A 19305-nucleotide genomic window follows, 5' to 3' on the forward strand; every position below is an offset into this window, starting at 1 on the left:
GGCCCTGCGGCCGCCTCTTGACGCACTCTTCACCCACGCGAGTTACTTGGCGAAGTAATTCGTCGTGACCCGGATCTCGGTGGCCGTGGAGACCTTCGCGACGTGCGCACCGTTGCCCTTGTTGCCGTCGACCAGGCCCGTCATCGAAACCAGCGGGTTTTCCAACGTGTTGACGCCGTGCAGCCGCGTGTTGTTGTTGCGGAACACATTGCCGCTCACCTGGTAATTGTAGGTGCTGGCGCCCAGCATCAATCCGACCAGGTAGTTGTGCCGGATCGTGTTCTGGACGATGTAGCCGCTTTCCGGCCCGATGGTCAGCAGGCCGTGGCCGCCGTTGTACTCCAGCGTGCAGCGTTTGACCGTCACCCCCTTGACGCGCTTGTAGAGCAGCAGGCCGTTGCCGGCATTGCCGCGCATCACGCAGTTCTCGATGTGTACGGTCGAGGTGACGCGCGCGTCGTTGGAGTCCGGCTCCACGTCGATGCCGCACTCGGGCGCGATGCCGCGGGTGTCGCTGAACTCGCTGTCGTACACCTTGACGTTGGTCGCGCAACCGATGGTCAGGCCCTGGCGGCGGTTGCCGGTGCTCACGATGTTCGCGATCACCACGTCGTTGCACGGGATGGTGGGCGCATTGGTCACCATGGCGCCGCCGATCGAGACGCCGTCGCCCCAGCACCTGGACACATGGATGTCGCGCACGGTCACCTGCGAGGAGCCGCGGATCATGATGCCGTGGCCCCACTCGCCGGTCGTACCCAGGTGGTTGTCGCGGTCGCCGATGATGCGGCCGCCGGAGATCTCCACGTTGCTGACCTTGTAGGCCATCAGCACGTAGGCGCGCTCCTGGTCGTTGCGCTTGGCGCGCAGGACGGCGCCCGGCGCCAGCTCCAGGTGCATATTGCTGCGCAGGCGAACATTGCGCGTCGGATCGATCACGTAGTCGCCATCCGGCACGTACACCGTGCCGCCGGTGGAGGGCAGCGCGTCGATGGCGGACTGGAACGACGTCGTGTCGTCGCGCGCACCGTCGCCCGCCGCACCCCAGTTGCGCACGTTGAGCGTCGTGCTGCCGCGCGCGCGCAGCGGCGGCTCGTAGACGGCCGCAGCAGACATCGACATCGCCGGCATGTTGCCCGCCATCACGGCCGCGACCGCACGCGGGATGCCGCTGGCCACGCCGATGGCGGGCAGCGCCATCAGCATCGACTTTCGCATGAAATCGCGCCGAGGCATCCCAGCCTCGCGCACGGTGTGCACGAGTACATTCTTCTTCACAAAAAGTAACCCCTTGCGGGCAAGTGCCCGTCGGAAAACATGCCGAGTGATCGCCGCGTGAAAATCGCGACGGGGGCGACTATAGCGATGGAGAAGCAACCGCTGGTTAACGCAACGGCGTATCTGTGAACGCTTTCAAACACTTCGCGCGTGCACATGTTGTTCACGCGAACGCCGTCACGCGTTTTCACGAAAGTGATCGTGGTTGAGTCCGCTTGCTCAGCGCGGATGAGGCCGCTTGTCCGGCCGGATGCGCCCACTTCGTGCGCATCGAAGCGATGTATTACTCGAAGCGGTTGCTCCGCTCGATGCGCACGTCCGTCGCGGTCTTCGCCACATCGACGTGCATCCAGCCCTTCATCGCTTGCGGCTTCTGTCGCCGCAAACCGACCGCGTTGCCCGAGAACCGGTTGCCGGCCACGATGATGCCGCGCCCGCCGCCCCGCACCACGACGCCACGCAGACCGTTGTCGGCGATGTCATTGTCCTCGAGGATGCAATCCTCGCCGCCGCGGATCAGAACACCGTCGCCGCGGTTGCCCCGGATGACGCAGCGGCGCACGGTGATGCGGCGACCGCGCTCGTACACCTGCAGGCCCGCGCCATGGTTGCCGCGCATCGTGCAGGCTTCGATGCCGATATCCTCTGCGCCGTCGCCCGGATCGGGTTCGATATCGATGCCGCACGCCGGCAACGTGCCCCGCGTGGCGAGGAAGTGGGAACGCAGCACGCGCACATGGCGCGACCGACCGATCGTCAGCCCCTGCCGGCGATTGCCGGTGCAGACCACGTCCTCGATGCGGATGTCGCGGCTGGGCCGCACGCGGGCGCCGCTGATGCCGCCGACCGAAATGCCGTCGCCCCAACACTTGGCGATGTGCAGGTCGCGCAACCTCACGCGCTCCGCGCCCCGCACCATGATGCCGTGCCCCCACTCGCCTGTGGTCGCCAGGTGATGGTCGCGGTCGCCGATGATCCGCCCGCCGCTGACCTGCACGTCGTGCACGTCTTCGATCAGCAGGACATACGCCCTCGGCGCAGCATTGGCCCTGGCGACCAACCGCGCGTCGGGCGCCATCGAAAGATGCATGCGCGAATGCAGACGGAGGCTGCGCTCGGGATCGACGACGTAGTTGCCCGGCCCGAGCACCAGCGTGCCGTCGGCAGGCAGGGCGTCGATGGCGGCCTGAAGCGCACGCGTGTCGTCGCTGACGCCGTCCCCGCGAGCACCGAAATCGCGCGCATCCAGCGCGAGCGCACGCGTAGCCGACAGCGCGGTCGTCAGCGCCAGCCCGGCGCCGGCGCCCAGCAGTCGCCGTCGGGTGAGTGGCATCAGGCGGCGACCGCGTCCTGGCGCGGCTGCGACGCGGCGTCCGCCCGGACATGCGCACGCGCGACCAGCCAGGGCAGCACCACCGCCAGCAGGTAGAACTTCGAAGCGTGGTACTTGTTGCCCAGGCGGTCGCGATTGCGCTCCAGCCAGGCCGGCGCGCCGGGCAGCAGGTCGCGCGCCTGCGTGGCGAACGCGTGGACCTGATCGAACCGCTGCGCCGCCAGGCCGCAGACATCGAAGCGGAAGCTGCCCTTGCGCTGCACGTACGGGAGCTCGCCGAAATGCGCGGCGATATGCCGGCGGATCAGGACCTTGTTGAGCCCGGTCTCCGGATCCACCTTCTGCCGGCGCGGCACCTCGTGGTGGATCCACTCGCGCAGCGCCCTGTCGCAGAAGGGATAGGCCGCGCCCAGCCCGGCCGCATGCGCGGTGTAGAGACCCTTTGCGAACGCGCCCGCCGAACCGGCGATGGACATCGACATGTCGCGCCACTCCCACGCGCTGGTCGCTGAAGCGATCTCCTTCTCGAACAGCGACAGGCGCTCGCGGGAACGGCGCGCCATGTCGCTGCCGAACAGCGCATCCACTTCGGCATCGTTGAAGCGCGACCCGGGGAAGACCCGTTCGATCGGCGTCATCTGCAGCGTACCCAGCACGAAACACAGCGGGAAGCTGGCCGACACGCCGGGCAGGCCGGTCGCATCGAACGGCAATCTCAGGCCGCGCGCCATGCGCACCGTCAGCCGCTGCTGCAGGTCGACGGGCGTGCCGAAGTAGCTGTCGGCGCCGAGTCCGTCGACGACGCCGTCGCCGCCGCGCGCCGCCACCTCGGTGGCCAGGTCCGCATAGGACAGCAGCGCGAAATCCGCCGTCAGCAGCGGCATGCGCGGCGCCAGCGCCAGATAGCGGTCGTAGGCGCGCCCGGGATCGCAGGTCAGCGCTTCATGCCGTAGGCCCAGGCGGGACGCCACATGGCGCGCCGAAGCCAGTTCGTTCTCCTCGCGCCCGCCGAGATACGTGATGCAGGTGGTGTCCGGACGCGCGTCCGCGAGGGCGATCGCCAGCGTGGTGGAGTCCTTGCCGCCGCTCTGCAGCTGCCATGGCGAACGCATGCCGCTGCAGGTGCGCGTGATCGCGTCGCACAGCATGCGGTGGTAAACGGCGATCCAGTCCTGCGGCCGGTCCGCGACTTCCGGGACCTCGCCTGCATTGCGGAACTTGAAGCGGAAATCCGGTTCGTCGCGCATGTCCTGATGCGCCGAGAAGCCGAACGTCACCAGCTTGACCCCTTCGTAGATCGAATGTGGGGGATAGACGAAGGCGTTGCGCAGCAGGTCCGCCACCGACACCGGATCGACCCGGTGGTATTCCGGATGGCGGTCCAGCACGGTGAAGTCGGGCGTGCCGTAGTACGGCGACATCGTGATCTGCATCGACGGCGCCTCCTCAATGCGCCCGGCCGGCGCGCGGTGCAGGCAGGTATTCGTAGTAGGTGTAGGCGTATTCGCCCGCACCCCGCTTCTCCACGCCGTTGAAGATGGCGCCCTTCACCTCCACGCCGTTCTGTTCCAGCCGCTGCTTGGCCAGCGCGATCTCGCGCTGCTGGTTGAGGCCCCAGCGCACGACCATCAGGCAGGTGCCCGCGTGGTGGCCGATGACCGCCGCGTCGGTCACCGCGAGCACCGGCGGCGTATCGATCAGCACGATGTCGTATTCGCCGGAGACCCGCTTCAGCAGATCGCTGAAGTTCTCGTGCATCAGCAGTTCGGAAGGATTGGAGGGAATCGCACCGCGCGAGATGAAGGAGAGGTTCTCGGCGCCGGCGACCCGGCGGACCGCGTCGTCCAGCTCGACGCGTCCGGCGATCACGTCCGACAAGCCATTCTCCCAGCGCACGCCGACGGCATCGTGCAGCGTGCCGCGGCGCATGTCGGCGTCGATCAGCAGCACGCGCTGGCCGGTCTGGGCAATGGTCACGGCCAGATTGGCGCAGATGAAGGTCTTGCCCACGCCCGGACTCGGCGCGGAGATCATCAGCAGATTGTTGCGCGTACGCATGCGGGCGAAGTGCAGACTGGTGCGCAGCGAGCGCAGCGCCTCCATCGCGAGGTCGGCCGGTGCGTTGAGGGCCAGCAGGCGCGACTTGCCGTCGCGACGGCGGTGGCCCATGCGGTGGGTCAGCGCCTGCCCCTTCTTGCTCAGTGGAATCGACGCATAGACCGGCAGGCCCAGCAGTTCGATATCGACCGGGTCTTCCACGCCGCGACGGAACATCTGCTGCAGCAGGACCAGCACCACCATCACCATCAGGCCCAGCAGCGTGCCGGCCGCCAGCACCGGCAGCGGCTTCGGCCAGGCCGGGCTGTTGAGGTTCACCGCCGCCGGATCGATCACGCGCGCATTGCCCACCGCGCTCGCCTTCGCGATCTCGAGCTGCTGCGCCTGGTCCAGCAGGTTGGCGTAGGTCTGGTTGGTGACCTCGACATCGCGGTTCAGGCGGAACAGCACCTGCTGCGTGTCCGGCAGGTCGTGGATCCTGCCCTGCAGCCCATTGCGCTCGCCCTGGAAGCGATTGATCTGGTCCTGCAGCGCGCGATACGTCGGATGCGCCGCGGTATAGCGGTTCTCCACCTCGGTCATCTTGATGCGCAGCTGCTGGATGCTGGAATCCAGCGCGATGGTCTGGTCGAGCAGCGCGCGGTTCTGCGTCGCCACGTCCAGCGTCTGGGTCCGGGTCTGGTATGCGGTCAGGGCCGCCTGCGCCTTGGCGAGCTCTTCGCGCACCTTCGGCAGCTGTTCGGTGACGAACTTCAGCCGGCTGGCGGCTTCGGCGGACGTGCGGGCGACGTTCTGGCGCACGTAGGCGCCGGTGACTTCATCGAGCACCCGGCGCGCGCGCTCGGGATCGGCATGCGCATAGACCAGGCCGATCACGCCGGAGTTGCGCCCCATCTCGGTGGCGCTGATGTTCTCCTTCAGCGCGGCCATGACCGCCGAAGGATCGTAGCGCGTCACCTGGAAGCGCATGCCCGGGTTCGCCGACAGGCGTCGCACCTGCACGGCCACGCCGCCCGCATTCACCGGGGTGCCCACGCGGCCGCGCGCGAGCACCTGACCTTGCGCCGACAGGACATAGCCACCCTGGCCCGTCGCCGTCAGCTCCATCGGTACGCCCTTCAGGTGATCGGGCACGTCGAGCCGGGCGATGTCGAGCACCTCCCCACCCCAGCCGAACCGGGAAAGGCCAAACCACGGCGATGCGAGCTGGCCGGGGTTGGACTGCTGGTAGCGACGCGCGATGAAGTCGCCGACCACCGGCAGGTGCATGGGCTTCACGTCGATATCCAGGTCCATGCGAGTGATCGCCTCGCCGATCACTCGACGCGACGTGAGCAGCTGCACTTCGGTCGTCCCCGGCGTCGGGATCGCCGGCGGCGCCTGCATCGCGGCGTTCGGGCTCAATCCCGGCGGAATGGCCGGACGGCTTTCCACCTGGACCACCGCGTTCGCCTCGTACTTCGGCGTGACCACCGCGAGGTACGCCATGCTGGCGAGGACGAACGCCGCGGTACCGAACAGGATGAGTTTCTTCTTCGCGCCCAGGGTGGAAACCAGGGCGGGAATGTCGACGTCATCGTTGCGCAGGGTTTCCGACGCGACGGACGGTCGGTCCGCGCCGCGGCGCGTGATCAGATGGCTCGCCATGGGTTACCTCGCTGGCATGTCGTGTGGTGGGCGCACCGTCGTACGTGGCGCGCGCGTGGGAGCCGGGCCGCCGTCATGACGCGGCCCGCGCATTGATCGGTTCGCCCAGGTCGTGGGGCGTGGCACGGACGATGGACGGCGCGCGCAGGCCGGCCAGCGCTTCGAGCACCGGCGCGCAGCCGTCCTCGCGTGGAATGTCCAGGTCGGGCGCGGCGCACAGCGACATGTAGACCGCATCGTCGCCCAGCAGCGTCAGCACGCGGCCGGCGATCGCCACCGGCGTGGTGCCGATCGCAACAGCGCCGGCTTCCGTTCCCGCGAATTCTTCCTGCGCCACCAGCACCGGCTTGCCGAGCAGGCGACGCGGCGGCGGCGCACCGCTGCCCACCAGCACCAGGTGGGCGCGCTCCAGCAGGTAGGCCCAGGCGAGGAAATCGTCGATGTCCATCGGATGGACGTTCGCGAAGGTCTGCAACGGATCGCCCCCCTCGCCGGGAGCCACGCCCACGCCACCGACCCAGACGATGTCCACGTCGGGACGCCGCCGCGCGACCATCGCCAGCGCATCGGAGAACGCGCCCTGTCCGGGCGTATCGCCCCGCGCGCTGACGGCAAGCAGCAGCGGCGCGTTGCCGCGCAGGAAGCCGAAGCCTTCGGCCAACGCGCGCGCGAGGTCGGCATCGCGGCGGATCTGGCGCAGCGCCGTGCGCAATGCATCGTCCGCCACATCCGCCTGCACCAGGATGGTTTCGCGCGGCACGCCTTCGCCGCTGAGGCGCCGGCCGGTCACTTCGCTCGGCGCCACATGCAGCGCCGCAAGCGATTGCACGATGCGCCGGCTGGCTTCGCTCGGCCAATGCGGGGTGCCGCTGGCGGGCGCGTCGGCATCCACGCAGACCAGCGGCACGTCGCGCGCATGCGCCGCCAGGCTCATCGCGAACGTCAGCGGCGCATCGCCGGGCACGACCACGACGTCGGGTTTCGTTTCCCCGAGCAGCTGCTGCACTTCGGCCTGCACGTCGGCGCGCGCGTCCGCGCCCGTACCTTCGCTGGAAAGGCTCGCCTGCGCCTCCAGGCCGAACAACTGCAACAGGTGATCCGTATCGCCGCCCTGGCCTTCGGCCACGCACACCGTGGCATGGAAGCGTGCGTCATCCGCGAGGCGCCGTGCGATCGGCGCGACGCCGGCACCCTCGCAAGAGGCATTGATCAGGCACAGCGCGTGCAGCGGTGCTTCGCGTCTTTCGTCTTCGGACAGGCCGGCGAGGCTGGCCAGGGCCTCCACCGGACGCGGGCCGAGGGGGCGGGCGGAGACCGGCGCATGGTTCAACTCGCCATCGTCGTGGAACGCGCGACGTATACCGCGCGGTTCCGGTCGGGACGCAGGGCCGGACACAAGGCGGCGTTCGGCCACGTCGAGCAGGCGCGGGAAGCCGACGACATACCCCACCGCCGTCGCGAGGAACACCAGGAAGCTCAACGGCTGCGGCACGTTGCGCAAGGCGTAGCCCAACAGCGCGAGCGCGGCCCCCATCGACACGATGGTCCACAGCGACGCCTGCGCCGACAGGCCGCGGTCCAGCAGCAGGTGATGCAGGTGTTGGCGATCGGCCGCGAACGGGGAGCGTCCCTGGCGCATGCGCCGGTACATCACCGCTGCGGTATCCAGCAGCGGCAGCGCCACGCACCACAGCACCTCGACCGGCGCCAGCCGGCCCACGCGCGGCTGGCTCAGGTAGATCAGGCTCCAGCCGATGAGAAAGCCGATCACCGTGCTGCCTGCGTCGCCCATGAAGATCTTGCGCCCGTCCGGCCAACCGAGGTTGACGAACACGTAGGGGATCAACGACGCGAACAGGATCTGCAGCATCAGCGTGGCGCCGACATCGGGCGCGCCGTCGTGTGCGAACAGCAGGATGGCCGCGATCGAGACCATCGCCGTGGAAGCGGCCAGGCCATCGATGCCGTCCATCATGTTGAACGCGTTCATCAGCCCGATCACCGCGACGATCGTGACCGGGATGCCGATCAGGCCCAGGCGCAGATCGAAGAGCGGGACGAGGCCGCCGACATGGTCGAGGTAGTAGCCGGTACTGAGGATGACGAGGCCGACGATGGCCGCCTCCACCAGCAGGCGGCTGCGCACGCTCAGGTGGCTGATGTCGTCGGCGACGCCGATCGCGACGATCAGCGCGCTCCCCATCATCAGGCTCATGACGAAACGGTCGACGTAGCCCAGATACCCCAGGCCGACCAGCGTGCCAACGAAGAAACAGATGCCACCGATCACCGGCACACGGCCGACGTGCTGCTTACGCCCGCTGGGACGGTCGACCAGACCGACCCGCCGGGCCCATGGCCGCATCGAGAATATGGTGAACAGCGTGGCAGCGAGCGCGATGGCGCTTGCCGCGACGACCCTTGCATTCTCCATCTGTCACCCAGGGTTTGCTGTGGACGATTGCCCCCAAGGAACCCTGGTCCGTTCGGGATCCTGCGCGTCAACACGGGGCGCTGTTGAGTGACCCGAGGCTACGGACAGGAATTTGATGAGCGCATGAAATGGACGTCGAGGCGTAACGCACCAGTCAGGAACATGGAGGGCGATACGCGCACGCGTTCATGTGGACAATCGACGGTCGCGTGCGCACCACGCGTCCACGCTGCGCGCGATCGCCACGAACGCGCGTTCAAAATCCTCGTCGCTGCCGCCGATCGGATCATCGATCTCGCGCGGTCGCGTCCAGCGCCCCAGCAGATGCATCCGTGCGCGCGCGTCGAGCGCCTGCGCGCGCAACGCCTGCAGGTGCCGTCGCTGCATGGCCAGCACCAGATCGCATGGTCCGACGGCACCGGGATCGAAGGGGCGCGCCACGGTGTCCAGCGCACGCAGGCCGTGCCGCTCGAGGACGGCGATCGCGCCGGGGTCGACCGGCCGGCCAGCCTGTGCCGCCAGTCCCGACGAGACGACGGTGCAACGCCCCGCCGGTACCCGGGCCTGGAACAGCGCCGCGGCGATCGGACTGCGGCAGAGGTTGCCCATGCAGACGACGTGCAAGGTGAACAAAGGGCGCGGATCCTCGGTCAACACGGAGCGCCAGCCTAGGCCAAGCGCCGGCCGTGTCGCGCGAACGTTGCGTGAGGTGACGCGAGACATTCATATAGGGGCGCCCAGACCCGAGGCACCCCGCACGATTCAAACAATCGCTTAAAACGACATAAACTTCGGCGAACTGGACAGTATCCCCCGCATCGCGCAGACTGCCGCCCTTCCGCTGGAGGCGCGAATGGCGAAACTGCTGGTCCTGCATGGCCCCAACCTCAACCTGCTCGGCACACGCGAGCCGGAGGTCTATGGCCACACGACGCTGGCAGACATCGACCTGGCGCTCGCGGCGCAGGCGCAGGCCGCCGGCCACCAGTTGGAGGCGTTCCAATCCAATGCCGAGCACGCCCTGGTCGACCGCATCCAGGCCGCCCGCACCGACGGCACCGCCTTCATCCTGATCAATCCGGCCGCGTTCACCCACACGTCCGTCGCGATCCGCGACGCGCTGGCGGCAGTGTCCCTGCCCTTCATCGAAGTCCATTTGTCCAACCCGCACAGCCGCGAGCCCTTCCGTCATACCAGCTACGTCAGCGACAAGGCGGTGGGCGTGGTCTGCGGCTTCGGGGCCGACAGCTACCGCTACGCGCTGGACGCCGCCCTGCAGCGGCTGCCGGCCTGACTTTCCTTCTTGTTCCCTGCGGGGAACAGCGTTCAACCACGAGGCTCCCATGGATCTCCGCAAAATCAAGAAACTGATCGACCTGCTGGAAGAGTCGAACCTGGCCGAAATCGAGATCAAGGAAGGCGAAGAATCCGTGCGCCTGGCGCGCGCCCCGAAGGGCGGCTACGCCGTCCAGGCCGCCGCGCCGGTGATGGCGGCCCCGGTGGAAGCGCGCCCCGCCGCGCCGATGCCGATGAGCTCGCCTACCGAAGCCTCGACCGGCGGCACCGCCAAGGCCGGCAATGCGCTGCCCGACGGACACGTGGTGCGCGCCCCGATGGTCGGCACGTTCTACGCCTCGCCGTCGCCGGACAAGCCGGCATTCGTCGCGGTCGGCCAGGCCGTGAAGGCCGGCGAGACGCTGGCGATCATCGAAGCCATGAAGATGTTCAACCCCATCGAAGCCGACGTGTCCGGCACCGTGCTGTCGATCCTGGCCGAGAGTGGCCAGCCGATCGAGTTCGATCAGCCGCTGTTCGTGATCGGCTGAGGCCGACCACGACGGGATTCGTCATTCGTGATTCGTGATTCGTCAAAGCAGCGGCCGCATGAGCGCCTGGATGTCTGGCGCGATGCGATGTCGCTTGTCGAAGCGACCTACCGGCTCACGGCTTCGTTTCCCGAATCGGAACGACTCGGCCTGGCCATGCAGTTGCGCCGCGCCTCGGTAAGCGTCCCGTCGAACATCGCGGAAGGCGCTGCGCGCCGCTCGACTAACGAGTATCTGCGCTTCCTCTCGATGGCGCGAGGCTCACTGGCCGAGATAAGCACACAGGTCGAGATTGCACGCCGCCTCGCTTACGTAGAAGCAGGCAACTCGATCGAGGACCTGATCGACCGCACATTCGCCCGACTCAATGCATTGATCCGCTCGCTGGACTCCTCGCCGCGCAGCGTCCGCCAGACGCCCGCCTCTTACGAATCCCCAATCACGAATCCCGAATCCCATGCTTGATAAAGTCGTTATCGCCAACCGGGGTGAGATCGCGCTGCGCATCCTGCGCGCCTGCCACACCCTCGGCATCCGCACGGTCGCGGTGCATTCCACCGTGGACCGCAACCTCAAGCACGTGGCCATGGCCGACGAATCCGTCTGCATCGGCCCGGCGGCATCGAAGGACAGCTACCTCAACATCCCGGCGATCATCGCCGCGGCCGAGGTGACCGACGCGCAGGCCATCCATCCCGGCTACGGCTTCCTGTCGGAGAACGCCGACTTCGCCGAGCGCGTGGAGCAGTCCGGCTTCATCTTCATCGGCCCCAAGGCCGACACCATCCGCATGATGGGCGACAAGGTGGAGGCGATCCGCGCGATGCAGGCCGCCGGCGTGCCGTGCGTGCCCGGCAGCGGGGGCCCGCTGGGCGACGACATCGTCGCCAACACCAAGATCGCGCGCGAGATCGGCTATCCGGTGATCATCAAGGCCGCGGGCGGCGGCGGCGGCCGCGGCATGCGCGTGGTGCATGTCGAAGGCGCGCTGAAGGCGGCCATCGAGACCACCAAGTCGGAAGCCAAGGCGGCCTTCGGCAACGGCGAGGTCTACATGGAGAAGTTCCTGGAGAATCCGCGCCACGTGGAGATCCAGGTGCTCGCCGACGGCCAGGGCAACGCCATCCACCTGGGCGAGCGCGACTGCTCGATGCAGCGACGCCACCAGAAGGTGGTCGAGGAAGCGCCGGCGCCCGGCATCACCGAGGAACTCCGTAACGAGATCGGCAAGGTCTGCGTGGAAGCGTGTATCCGCATCGGCTACCGCGGCGCGGGCACGTTCGAATTCCTGTTCGAGGACGGCCGCTTCTATTTCATCGAGATGAACACCCGCATCCAGGTGGAACATCCGGTCACCGAACGCATTACCGGCATCGACCTGGTCTGCGAACAGCTCCGCATCGCCGCCGGCCAGAAGCTGACCATCAAGCAGAGCGACATCGTGCTCCGCGGCCATGCCATTGAGTGCCGCATCAACGCGGAAGACCCCGATACGTTCATGCCGCATCCCGGCCTGATCCAGCACTTCCATCCGCCGGGCGGCCCCGGTGTGCGCGTGGACACGCACATCTACGAAGGCTACCGCGTGCCGCCGAACTACGACTCGATGATCGCCAAACTCATCGTGCACGGTCCGGACCGCGACACCGCGATCGCGCGCATGCGCGTCGCGCTCAGCGAGATGGTCATCGACGGGATCAAGACCAACATCCCGCTGCAGCAGCGCATCATGCGCGACCAGGGCTTCCAGGCTGGCGGCCAGAACATCCACTACTTGGAAAAGCGCCTGGCCGAACGCAAGAACAAGGCGATCTCGCTGGTCTGATGCACCCCGGCCCCGCGTCCACCGCGGGGCCGCCTATGGCGAAAGCTGAGTACGGCGCGTGTCCGGCAGGACACCGCTCCGGCGTTGGAGGAGAAGGATCCCCCGACGAGAACGCACGATGCGTCCCCTGCCACGCCCCCTGTTCCTGGCCCTCGCCACCGTCATCGCGGCCGCGCCTGCCGCTAGCGCAACGACCTCCGGCCCTCCCACGCAGGTCTGGATCGACGTCGCCACCCACCAGATGGCCGGCATGCCCGACCTGGGCCCGCTCGGCGGCATGGCCTCGCGCATGATGGGCGGCGGCGGGCAGCAGGCGCACTACGGACAGACGCGAATGCCGATGATGACGGGGCAGTACCTCGACATCGCCCTGTACAACCGCCTCAACCCCGGCAAGGACGCCGAGCAGCGCATTCCTGCCGGCCTGCGCCTGGGCAAGTCGCTGCCGCTGGTGCCGCCGGTGCGCACCGCCGCGCCCTCCGACCGCAGCGGCGAGTACACGCCACCGGAAGGCCAGCAGCGCCTGCTGATCTACTGGGGCTGCGGCACCGCCGTGCGCAAGGGACAGCCGAAGATCATCAGCATCAGCGCGAGTGGCGGGAAGGTGGAGGTGAGCGGATCGATGCAGGGACGCTACGCACCGGATCGCGATATCGAATCCGATCCCGCCTACGCGCTGTGGCCGAATCCGAAGTCGGGCAAGCGCGTGCCCGATGGCGCATCTCTTCAGGGTGCGCACCAGATCACCGGCCAGGGCGTGCCGGCATCGCTGAAGTTCGAGCTCAAGCAGGTCGCCGACTTCATGCCGAAGATCGATCTGCAGAGCACCGGTTCACTGGCTGAAGGACAGACATGGCGCTGGGCGCCGGTCGATCGCGCGCAGGCGTACTTCCTCCATGCCGTCGGCACGAAAGGCAAGGACGTAGTGCTGTGGAGCAGCGCCGAGGTGCCCGATGCGGGGCAAGGCGTCTTCGATTACCTGACCGGTTCGCTGATCGACCGCTGGACGAAGGAGAAAGTCCTGCTGCCGCCCGCCACCACGCAATGCGCGGTGCCGAAGGGCATCTTCTCCGCGCCTGGCGAAGGCGGCCGCGACGGCGGCGGTGGCTTGCTCAGCATCATCGCCTACGGTCCCGAAAGCCACATCGCGTGGCCGCCCAAGCCGGCCGATCCGAAGCAGCCGTGGAATCCGGAGTGGAACGTGCGCGTGCGCACCAAATCCACGGGCAGCGCCATGCTCGGCATGGACCTGTCGCAGATGCAGGACACGGACTCGCAGGATCCCGAGACACCGCAGGAAGAAAAGAAGCCGTTGCGCAGCCTGTTGAAAGGGCTCATCGGCGGCTGACCGACCCGTCGGCACAAAAAAGGCCGGGAGATCGCTTCCCGGCCCTTCTTCACTCACGTCGCGGCGACGCTGTCACGTCATTGCGGCGCTTGCTGCGTGCCCGGCACCGGTTCGACACCCAATGGCGACGCCGGGTCGGTGATGCGCACGGTCTCCGCCGAGCCATCGGCCCACACGACCTTGATCGTGCTGCCGGGCGCGAGCGTGGAAAACGGCGTACCGCTGCGCGCGCGGTACAGCGCGGCGACCTGGGCCGCGCCGAGCCGGCGCGCTTCGTCGGGCGCATGGACCGTCATGTGGCCCACGCGCGACAGGTCGCGGTATTCGGGACTGCGCGTCTCGATGACGATGGTCGCCGCGGCGGCCGCATACGCCACCACCACCAGGCCCCAGACCAGGAGGTTCACTCCCGGCCGCGTGCGCTTGTACTTCATCCTTCAACTCCCGTGTGGGACAGCAAGGTGCCCACCATCTCTTCCACGTTGTCCTCACCCTGCCGCGGGACGCCGGCGTCCCGTGCGAAGGTGCTGAAATCCTGCGTTTCGTCCTGCGAGCAGATCCCGCCATTGACGCAGTAGTTGGTCATCATCGTGCCGGACGGGCTGCAGTCCATGCCGAGCCGGCACGAGGCGATACGCCACGCGATCTCGCTCAACTCGCTGCCGGACACTTCGCCAAGGGTCTCGCCACGGCCACTGCCCACGCTGCCCATCACCGGTGCGATGGCCACGAAGGCGTAAGGGTCGCCGGAGTCGAGCACCCGCTGCACCAGGTCACGCCGGTAGTCGTCGCCGGGCTCAAGTGGACGATCCATCGCCAGCAGCGCGGCCTCTGCCGCCAGGCTGCCCGCGCGCGCCGCCTGCGTGCGCTGGTTGACGATCATCGGCAGCGAGAAGCCATCCTGCGGCACGAAACGCGCACACCGCTGCTGCACGCGCTGGCGCGCCGCCAGCATCGCCCCGCCACCGGACAGGCCCAGCTTCGCGATCACGCGCGTGTCCTGCGCATAACCGACCGGATCGGCGGCGAAGCCCGCGCAATAGTCCTGCACCAGGCTGAGCAGCCACATCGCGTCGGCGTCGCCGGCCGAGGCCCAGGTCATCAGTTCGCGTGAGTACGCGAACAGATCCGTGCTCTCTTCGAAGCCGCGGCGCAGCGGCGACAGGGCCGGCACGGCGGGCAAAGTCGCTGGTCGCAGCCGCGACGCCGGCGCGCCCATGCGTTCGATCGGTGACACCGCGAACCCGACGCCCTCGACATCCTCGCCGTAGAAGGCCGCGGGTCTCCACCCCGCCTGGCGCCATGGCATCCACGCCAGCGCGCCCAGCAGGCCCACGAGCAGGATCGGCAGTAGCAGCTTCCGGGGCACGCCGCCATTATCCCGGCCGTTTCCCGGCCTTTCAACGAACGCGGATCGCGCCGGGCGGCCCGCGGCTGCCTTCCGTCGCGGGCCCGGCCCTGGAGCGCGTGAGACACTAGGCGACCCCTCCTGCCGTTGCCGCACGCCATGCCCTACCTGGAACTCTCCCTGCGCTGCACCGAAGCCGAGCAGCCGCGCTACGAGAACGCCCTGGAGGACGTCGGCGCGCTGTCGGTCACGCTGCTGGACGCCGATGCCGACACCGGCAACGAGCGCGCCATCCTGGAGCCCGGCGTGGGCGAAACGCCGCTGTGGAAATCGCTGGTGCTCACCGCCCTGTTCGATGCCGACACCGATGCGCTCACCCTGCTCGCCGCACTGGAAGCCTTCGATCCCGGCCTGGACTGGACGCAGGTCGGCTTCCGCACCGTGGCGGACGAAGATTGGGAACGCGCCTGGCTGGACCAGTTCAAGCCGATGCGCTTCGGCGCGCGCACCTTCATCGTGCCCTGGAACCACGAGGTGCCCGAAGAGGCGCAAGCACCCGGATCGGCCGTCGTGCGGCTGGACCCCGGCCTGGCCTTCGGTTCGGGCACGCACCCCACCACCGCCCTGTGCCTGCGCTGGCTGGACGGACTGGCGGGGGATGGCGAACTGCAGGGCCGTCATGTCCTCGATTTCGGCTGCGGCTCCGGCATCCTCGCGCTCGCCGCGCTCAAGCTCGGCGCTGCCGGCGCAATCGGCGTGGATAACGATCCGCAGGCCCTGCTGGCGACCGCGGACAACGCACAGCGCAACGGGATCGAAGAACGCCTCCAGGTGTACCTCCCCGAAGACGAACCGGTCAGCACGTACCCCGTGGTCGTGGCCAACATCCTGGCCTCCGCGCTGGATGCGTTGGCCGAGACGCTGGCCGCGCGCGTGGCGCCCGGTGGCCGCATCGCGTTGTCGGGCATCCTCAAGGGACAGGAAGACGATCTGCTGGTCCGCTACGCCGGCTGGTTCGATGCGCTTCGGGCCACCCAGGACGGCGACTGGATGCGCATCGACGGCGTGCGCCGCTGAGACCACGCCGGTCACAACACGCGCGCGGGCGTGCATGGTTGAATAAGAGGCATGTTCGTCGCCTGCCCTCATTGCCAGTTCCTGGTCGCCCGCGATCCGCAGGTGCACACGCTGCCGGCCCATTGCACGCGCTGCGGCAAGCCGCTGGCGGCCGAGGATGCTGCGGCCCCGACGCCTTCGCCCAGTCTGGCGACCTTCCTGCATCCCGCGCCATCGTCAGACGATGAGGCCGTCACCGACGCGCCACAGGCAGCGGCGGCACCGGTAGACGTTCGCGACGATTCGATCAGCGCCGTCACGGCGCACGTCGCGGAGCCCGAGACGTCCGCGCCGGAACCGGTGTCCGAGGTCGTTGAGGTCACCGACCTGCTCGAACCCGTCGCCGCGATGACGGCCGATACCGCGGATGCATCGTCCGCCGAAGCCACGGACGCTGCGCTTTCCGCGCAGGCGGATGCCGCACCGCATCGCGACGCATCCATCGAAGCGCCGCAGGCGGCGACCGTCGTCGCCGCGAGATCGAAGGCCCGTGGCCCGACGGGGCCGCGTTTCCTGCAACGCGCGCGCACCACGCCGGTGCATGCGAAGCAGGCGAGGCTGCAATGGCTCGCCGTGATCGCACTTTCGCTGCTGCTCTTCGCGCAGGTGGTGCTGGCCGATCGCGCGCGCCTGGCGACGCAGGCGGGCTGGCGACCCCTCGTGGTAGCGCTGTGCGGGGTCTTCCGTTGCGACGTGCCCACCTGGCGAGAACCGGCGGCATTCACCATGCTGAGCCGCGACGTCAGGCCCATCATCGGGCGTCCCGGCGCGCTGCAGGCACAGGCCACATTCCGCAACGACGCGCGCTGGGCGCAGGCATGGCCGGTCATTCTTTTGACACTGAAGGATGCCGACGGCCGTACGCTCGGCGCGCGCGCGCTGCAACCCGTCGACTACCTGCCGCAAGGCGAAGCATCGCCCTCGATCGGCCCGGGTCAGAGCGCGCAGATGGCGGTGCGCGTGAAGGAGCCGAGCGCGAACGTCGTCGCGTTTTCCTTCGACTTCCGTTAATCGCCCCGATTCATCAAAAAGCGGATGCACGCGCCCCGATCAGGCGCTAGACTCGTCCCCCCGCCGAATACCCACAAGCACAAGGCGGGCTTCAGCATCCGTGGCACCAGGGGATTCGATTGAACGCTGCCTCCACCCGACAGGACCCTACGCGCAGTGCGCAACGCCCGCCGCTGCGCGAGCACGTGGCGCAGTCCGTGCGCCGCTATCTGCGCGACCTGGACGGCTGCGAGGCGGACGATGTCTACGAGATCGTGCTGCGCGAGATGGAGATTCCGCTGTTCGTCGAAGTGCTGAACCATTGCGACGGCAACCAGAGCCGTGCCGCGGCCATGCTGGGCATCCACCGCGCCACACTGCGCAAGAAGCTCAAGGACTACGGGCTGGCCTGAGCGCCCGCCGGGCGGGTTGCTGCGGCGCGTTATAATTCGCGCCCCGCTCCGTACCGCCCTCTCCATGACCCTCGATCTCCAGCCCGTGCGACGGGCGCTGCTGTCCGTTTCCGACAAGTCCGGCCTGCTCGACCTGGCCCACGCGCTGGCGCGCCATGGCGTGGAATTGTTGTCCACGGGCGGCACGGCGAAGACATTGCGTGACGCCGGCCTGACCGTGCGCGACGTCGCCGAGGTCACCGGATTTCCGGAAATGATGGACGGCCGCGTCAAGACGCTGCATCCGAAGGTCCATGGCGGTCTGCTCGGTCGCGCCGACCTCGACGACGCCGTGATGGCCGAGCACGGCATCGGTGCGATCGATCTGCTGGTGCTCAACCTGTATCCGTTCGAAGCGGTCACGGCCAAGGCCGGCTGCACGCTGGCCGATGCGGTGGAGAACATCGACATCGGCGGACCGGCGATGCTGCGTTCGGCCGCGAAGAACTTCGCGCGCGTCGCCGTGGCCACCGATCCTTCCCAGTACGCGGCGCTGGTGGCGGAGCTGGACGCGAACAACGGTGCGCTGCCGGCGGCCACGCGTTTCGCGCTGTCGGTGGCTGCATTCAACCGCGTCGCCCAGTACGATGCCGCCATCAGCACCTATCTGTCTTCGGTGACCGACGCGTCCGCCGAGGTGCCTGCCCGCGCCGCGTTCGCCGCGCAGGCGAACGGCAATTTCGTCAAGGTGATGGACTTGCGCTACGGCGAAAACCCGCATCAGCAGGCGGCGTTCTACCGCGACCTGTACCCCGCGCCCGGTTCGCTGGCGACCTTCACCCAGCTGCAGGGCAAGGAGCTGAGCTACAACAACATCGCCGACAGCGATGCCGCGTGGGAATGCGTGCGCCAGTTCGATGCGCCCGCCTGCGTCATTGTCAAGCATGCCAATCCCTGCGGTGTGGCCGTCGGCGTGGCCTGCGGCGATGCCTACGAGCTGGCTTACGCGACCGACCCGACCAGCGCGTTCGGCGGCATCATCGCCTTCAATCGCACGCTGGACGCGGCCACGGCGAAGGTCATCCTGGACCGCCAGTTCGTCGAAGTGTTGATCGCGCCGGACTACGAGCAAGGCGCGCTCGATTACGCCGCCAAGAAGGCCAATGTGCGCGTGCTGCGCATTCCGCTCGCCCCGGCGTCGAGCGGCTTCATCGATACCAAGCGGGTGGGTTCGGGCATGCTGATGCAGACCGCCGATGATCGCGTGGTGACGCGCGAAGAACTGAAGATGGTGACCAAGCTTGCGCCGACGGAGGCGCAGTTCACCGACCTGCTGTTCGCGTGGAAAGTGGCCAAGTTCGTGAAGTCCAACGCCATCGTGTACGCGAAGGACCACCGCACCATCGGCGTCGGGGCCGGCCAGATGAGCCGCGTCTATTCGGCGCGCATCGCCGGCATCAAAGCGGCTGATGCGAACCTGGTGGTCGAGGGTTCGGTGATGGCCAGCGATGCGTTCTTCCCGTTCCGCGACGGCATCGACGCCGCCGCCGCCGCCGGCATCAAGGCGGTGATCCAGCCGGGCGGTTCGATGCGCGACAGCGAAGTGATCGCCGCGGCCGACGAACACGGCATCGCGATGGTGTTCACCGGCGTGCGGCACTTCCGGCACTGACGAGCCGCGGCGTGGGGCGCAGGACGACTTCGACCCCC

General features: G+C 68.1%; 17 protein-coding genes. 9 read left to right on the forward strand and 8 right to left on the reverse strand.

What is annotated here, in order from left to right; all coding sequences use genetic code 11:
* Positions 1-42 precede the first annotated feature (42 nt).
* The 6 genes from AC23D6_RS17145 to AC23D6_RS17170 all read right to left on the reverse strand — a co-directional run bounded on the left by AC23D6_RS17145 (position 43) and on the right by AC23D6_RS17170 (position 9383).
* Positions 43-1218: a right-handed parallel beta-helix repeat-containing protein gene (locus tag AC23D6_RS17145; protein WP_487750413.1), complete on the reverse strand. Its 1176-nt coding sequence runs from the start codon at positions 1216-1218 to the stop codon at positions 43-45.
* 343 nt (positions 1219-1561) lie between these two features.
* Entirely contained in the window at positions 1562-2611 is a 1050-nt protein-coding gene (locus AC23D6_RS17150) for a right-handed parallel beta-helix repeat-containing protein (protein ID WP_487750414.1), read from the reverse strand.
* A complete protein-coding gene (locus AC23D6_RS17155) occupies positions 2611-4044 on the reverse strand; it encodes an asparagine synthase-related protein (protein WP_487750415.1) in 1434 nt (477 codons plus the stop codon). Before AC23D6_RS17155 ends, AC23D6_RS17150 begins: the two co-directional genes overlap by 1 nt.
* A gap of 13 nt (positions 4045-4057) precedes the next feature.
* Complete coding sequence (locus AC23D6_RS17160; protein ID WP_487750416.1) at positions 4058-6316, reverse strand: polysaccharide biosynthesis tyrosine autokinase; 2259 nt, start codon at positions 6314-6316, stop codon at positions 4058-4060.
* A 73-nt stretch (positions 6317-6389) separates the two neighbouring features.
* Positions 6390-8750, reverse strand: a complete 2361-nt coding sequence (locus AC23D6_RS17165) for a UDP-N-acetylglucosamine 2-epimerase (RefSeq protein ID WP_487750417.1) — start codon at positions 8748-8750, stop codon at positions 6390-6392.
* Between the two features lie 186 nt (positions 8751-8936).
* The gene (locus AC23D6_RS17170; protein WP_487750418.1) at positions 8937-9383 is read right to left on the reverse strand and encodes an arsenate reductase/protein-tyrosine-phosphatase family protein; all 447 of its coding nucleotides are present in this window, start codon (positions 9381-9383) and stop codon (positions 8937-8939) included.
* A 220-nt stretch (positions 9384-9603) separates the two neighbouring features.
* Between AC23D6_RS17170 and aroQ the strand changes: the two genes are divergently transcribed.
* The 5 genes from aroQ to AC23D6_RS17195 all read left to right on the forward strand — a co-directional run bounded on the left by aroQ (position 9604) and on the right by AC23D6_RS17195 (position 13749).
* Positions 9604-10044 (forward strand): type II 3-dehydroquinate dehydratase, encoded by a 441-nt coding sequence (aroQ, locus tag AC23D6_RS17175; RefSeq protein WP_487750419.1) that lies wholly within the window; start codon positions 9604-9606, stop codon positions 10042-10044.
* Positions 10045-10093: 49 nt separating this feature from the next.
* Positions 10094-10576 carry an acetyl-CoA carboxylase biotin carboxyl carrier protein gene (accB, locus tag AC23D6_RS17180; protein ID WP_487750420.1) on the forward strand — a complete coding sequence of 161 codons (483 nt, stop codon included), beginning with the start codon at positions 10094-10096 and terminating at the stop codon, positions 10574-10576.
* 27 nt (positions 10577-10603) lie between these two features.
* Positions 10604-11041: a four helix bundle protein gene (locus tag AC23D6_RS17185; protein WP_487750421.1), complete on the forward strand. Its 438-nt coding sequence runs from the start codon at positions 10604-10606 to the stop codon at positions 11039-11041.
* Positions 11034-12401, forward strand: a complete 1368-nt coding sequence (accC, locus tag AC23D6_RS17190; RefSeq protein ID WP_487750422.1) for an acetyl-CoA carboxylase biotin carboxylase subunit — start codon at positions 11034-11036, stop codon at positions 12399-12401. The genes AC23D6_RS17185 and accC overlap by 8 nt, the downstream gene beginning before the upstream one ends.
* A 118-nt stretch (positions 12402-12519) precedes the next feature.
* The gene (locus tag AC23D6_RS17195) at positions 12520-13749 is read left to right on the forward strand and encodes a hypothetical protein (RefSeq protein ID WP_487750423.1); all 1230 of its coding nucleotides are present in this window, start codon (positions 12520-12522) and stop codon (positions 13747-13749) included.
* A 77-nt stretch (positions 13750-13826) separates the two neighbouring features.
* On the opposite strand, the gene AC23D6_RS17200 is transcribed toward AC23D6_RS17195, so the two are convergent.
* Complete coding sequence (locus AC23D6_RS17200; RefSeq protein ID WP_487750424.1) at positions 13827-14183, reverse strand: hypothetical protein; 357 nt, start codon at positions 14181-14183, stop codon at positions 13827-13829.
* Positions 14180-15118: a hypothetical protein gene (locus AC23D6_RS17205; RefSeq protein ID WP_487750425.1), complete on the reverse strand. Its 939-nt coding sequence runs from the start codon at positions 15116-15118 to the stop codon at positions 14180-14182. The genes AC23D6_RS17200 and AC23D6_RS17205 overlap by 4 nt, the downstream gene beginning before the upstream one ends.
* 138 nt (positions 15119-15256) lie before the next feature.
* Here AC23D6_RS17205 and prmA point away from each other — a divergent pair, with 138 nt between their 5' ends.
* The 4 genes from prmA to purH all read left to right on the forward strand — a co-directional run bounded on the left by prmA (position 15257) and on the right by purH (position 19267).
* Entirely contained in the window at positions 15257-16174 is a 918-nt protein-coding gene (prmA, locus tag AC23D6_RS17210) for a 50S ribosomal protein L11 methyltransferase (RefSeq protein WP_487750426.1), read from the forward strand.
* A 51-nt stretch (positions 16175-16225) separates the two neighbouring features.
* Positions 16226-17224 (forward strand): DUF3426 domain-containing protein, encoded by a 999-nt coding sequence (locus AC23D6_RS17215; RefSeq protein WP_487750427.1) that lies wholly within the window; start codon positions 16226-16228, stop codon positions 17222-17224.
* A 119-nt stretch (positions 17225-17343) separates the two neighbouring features.
* Positions 17344-17616, forward strand: a complete 273-nt coding sequence (fis, locus tag AC23D6_RS17220) for a DNA-binding transcriptional regulator Fis (RefSeq protein WP_487750428.1) — start codon at positions 17344-17346, stop codon at positions 17614-17616.
* Positions 17617-17680: 64 nt separating this feature from the next.
* Positions 17681-19267, forward strand: a complete 1587-nt coding sequence (purH, locus tag AC23D6_RS17225; RefSeq protein ID WP_487750429.1) for a bifunctional phosphoribosylaminoimidazolecarboxamide formyltransferase/IMP cyclohydrolase — start codon at positions 17681-17683, stop codon at positions 19265-19267.
* Positions 19268-19305: the final 38 nt, after the last annotated feature.

This window comes from Pseudoxanthomonas sp. G3 (assembly GCF_057654715.1).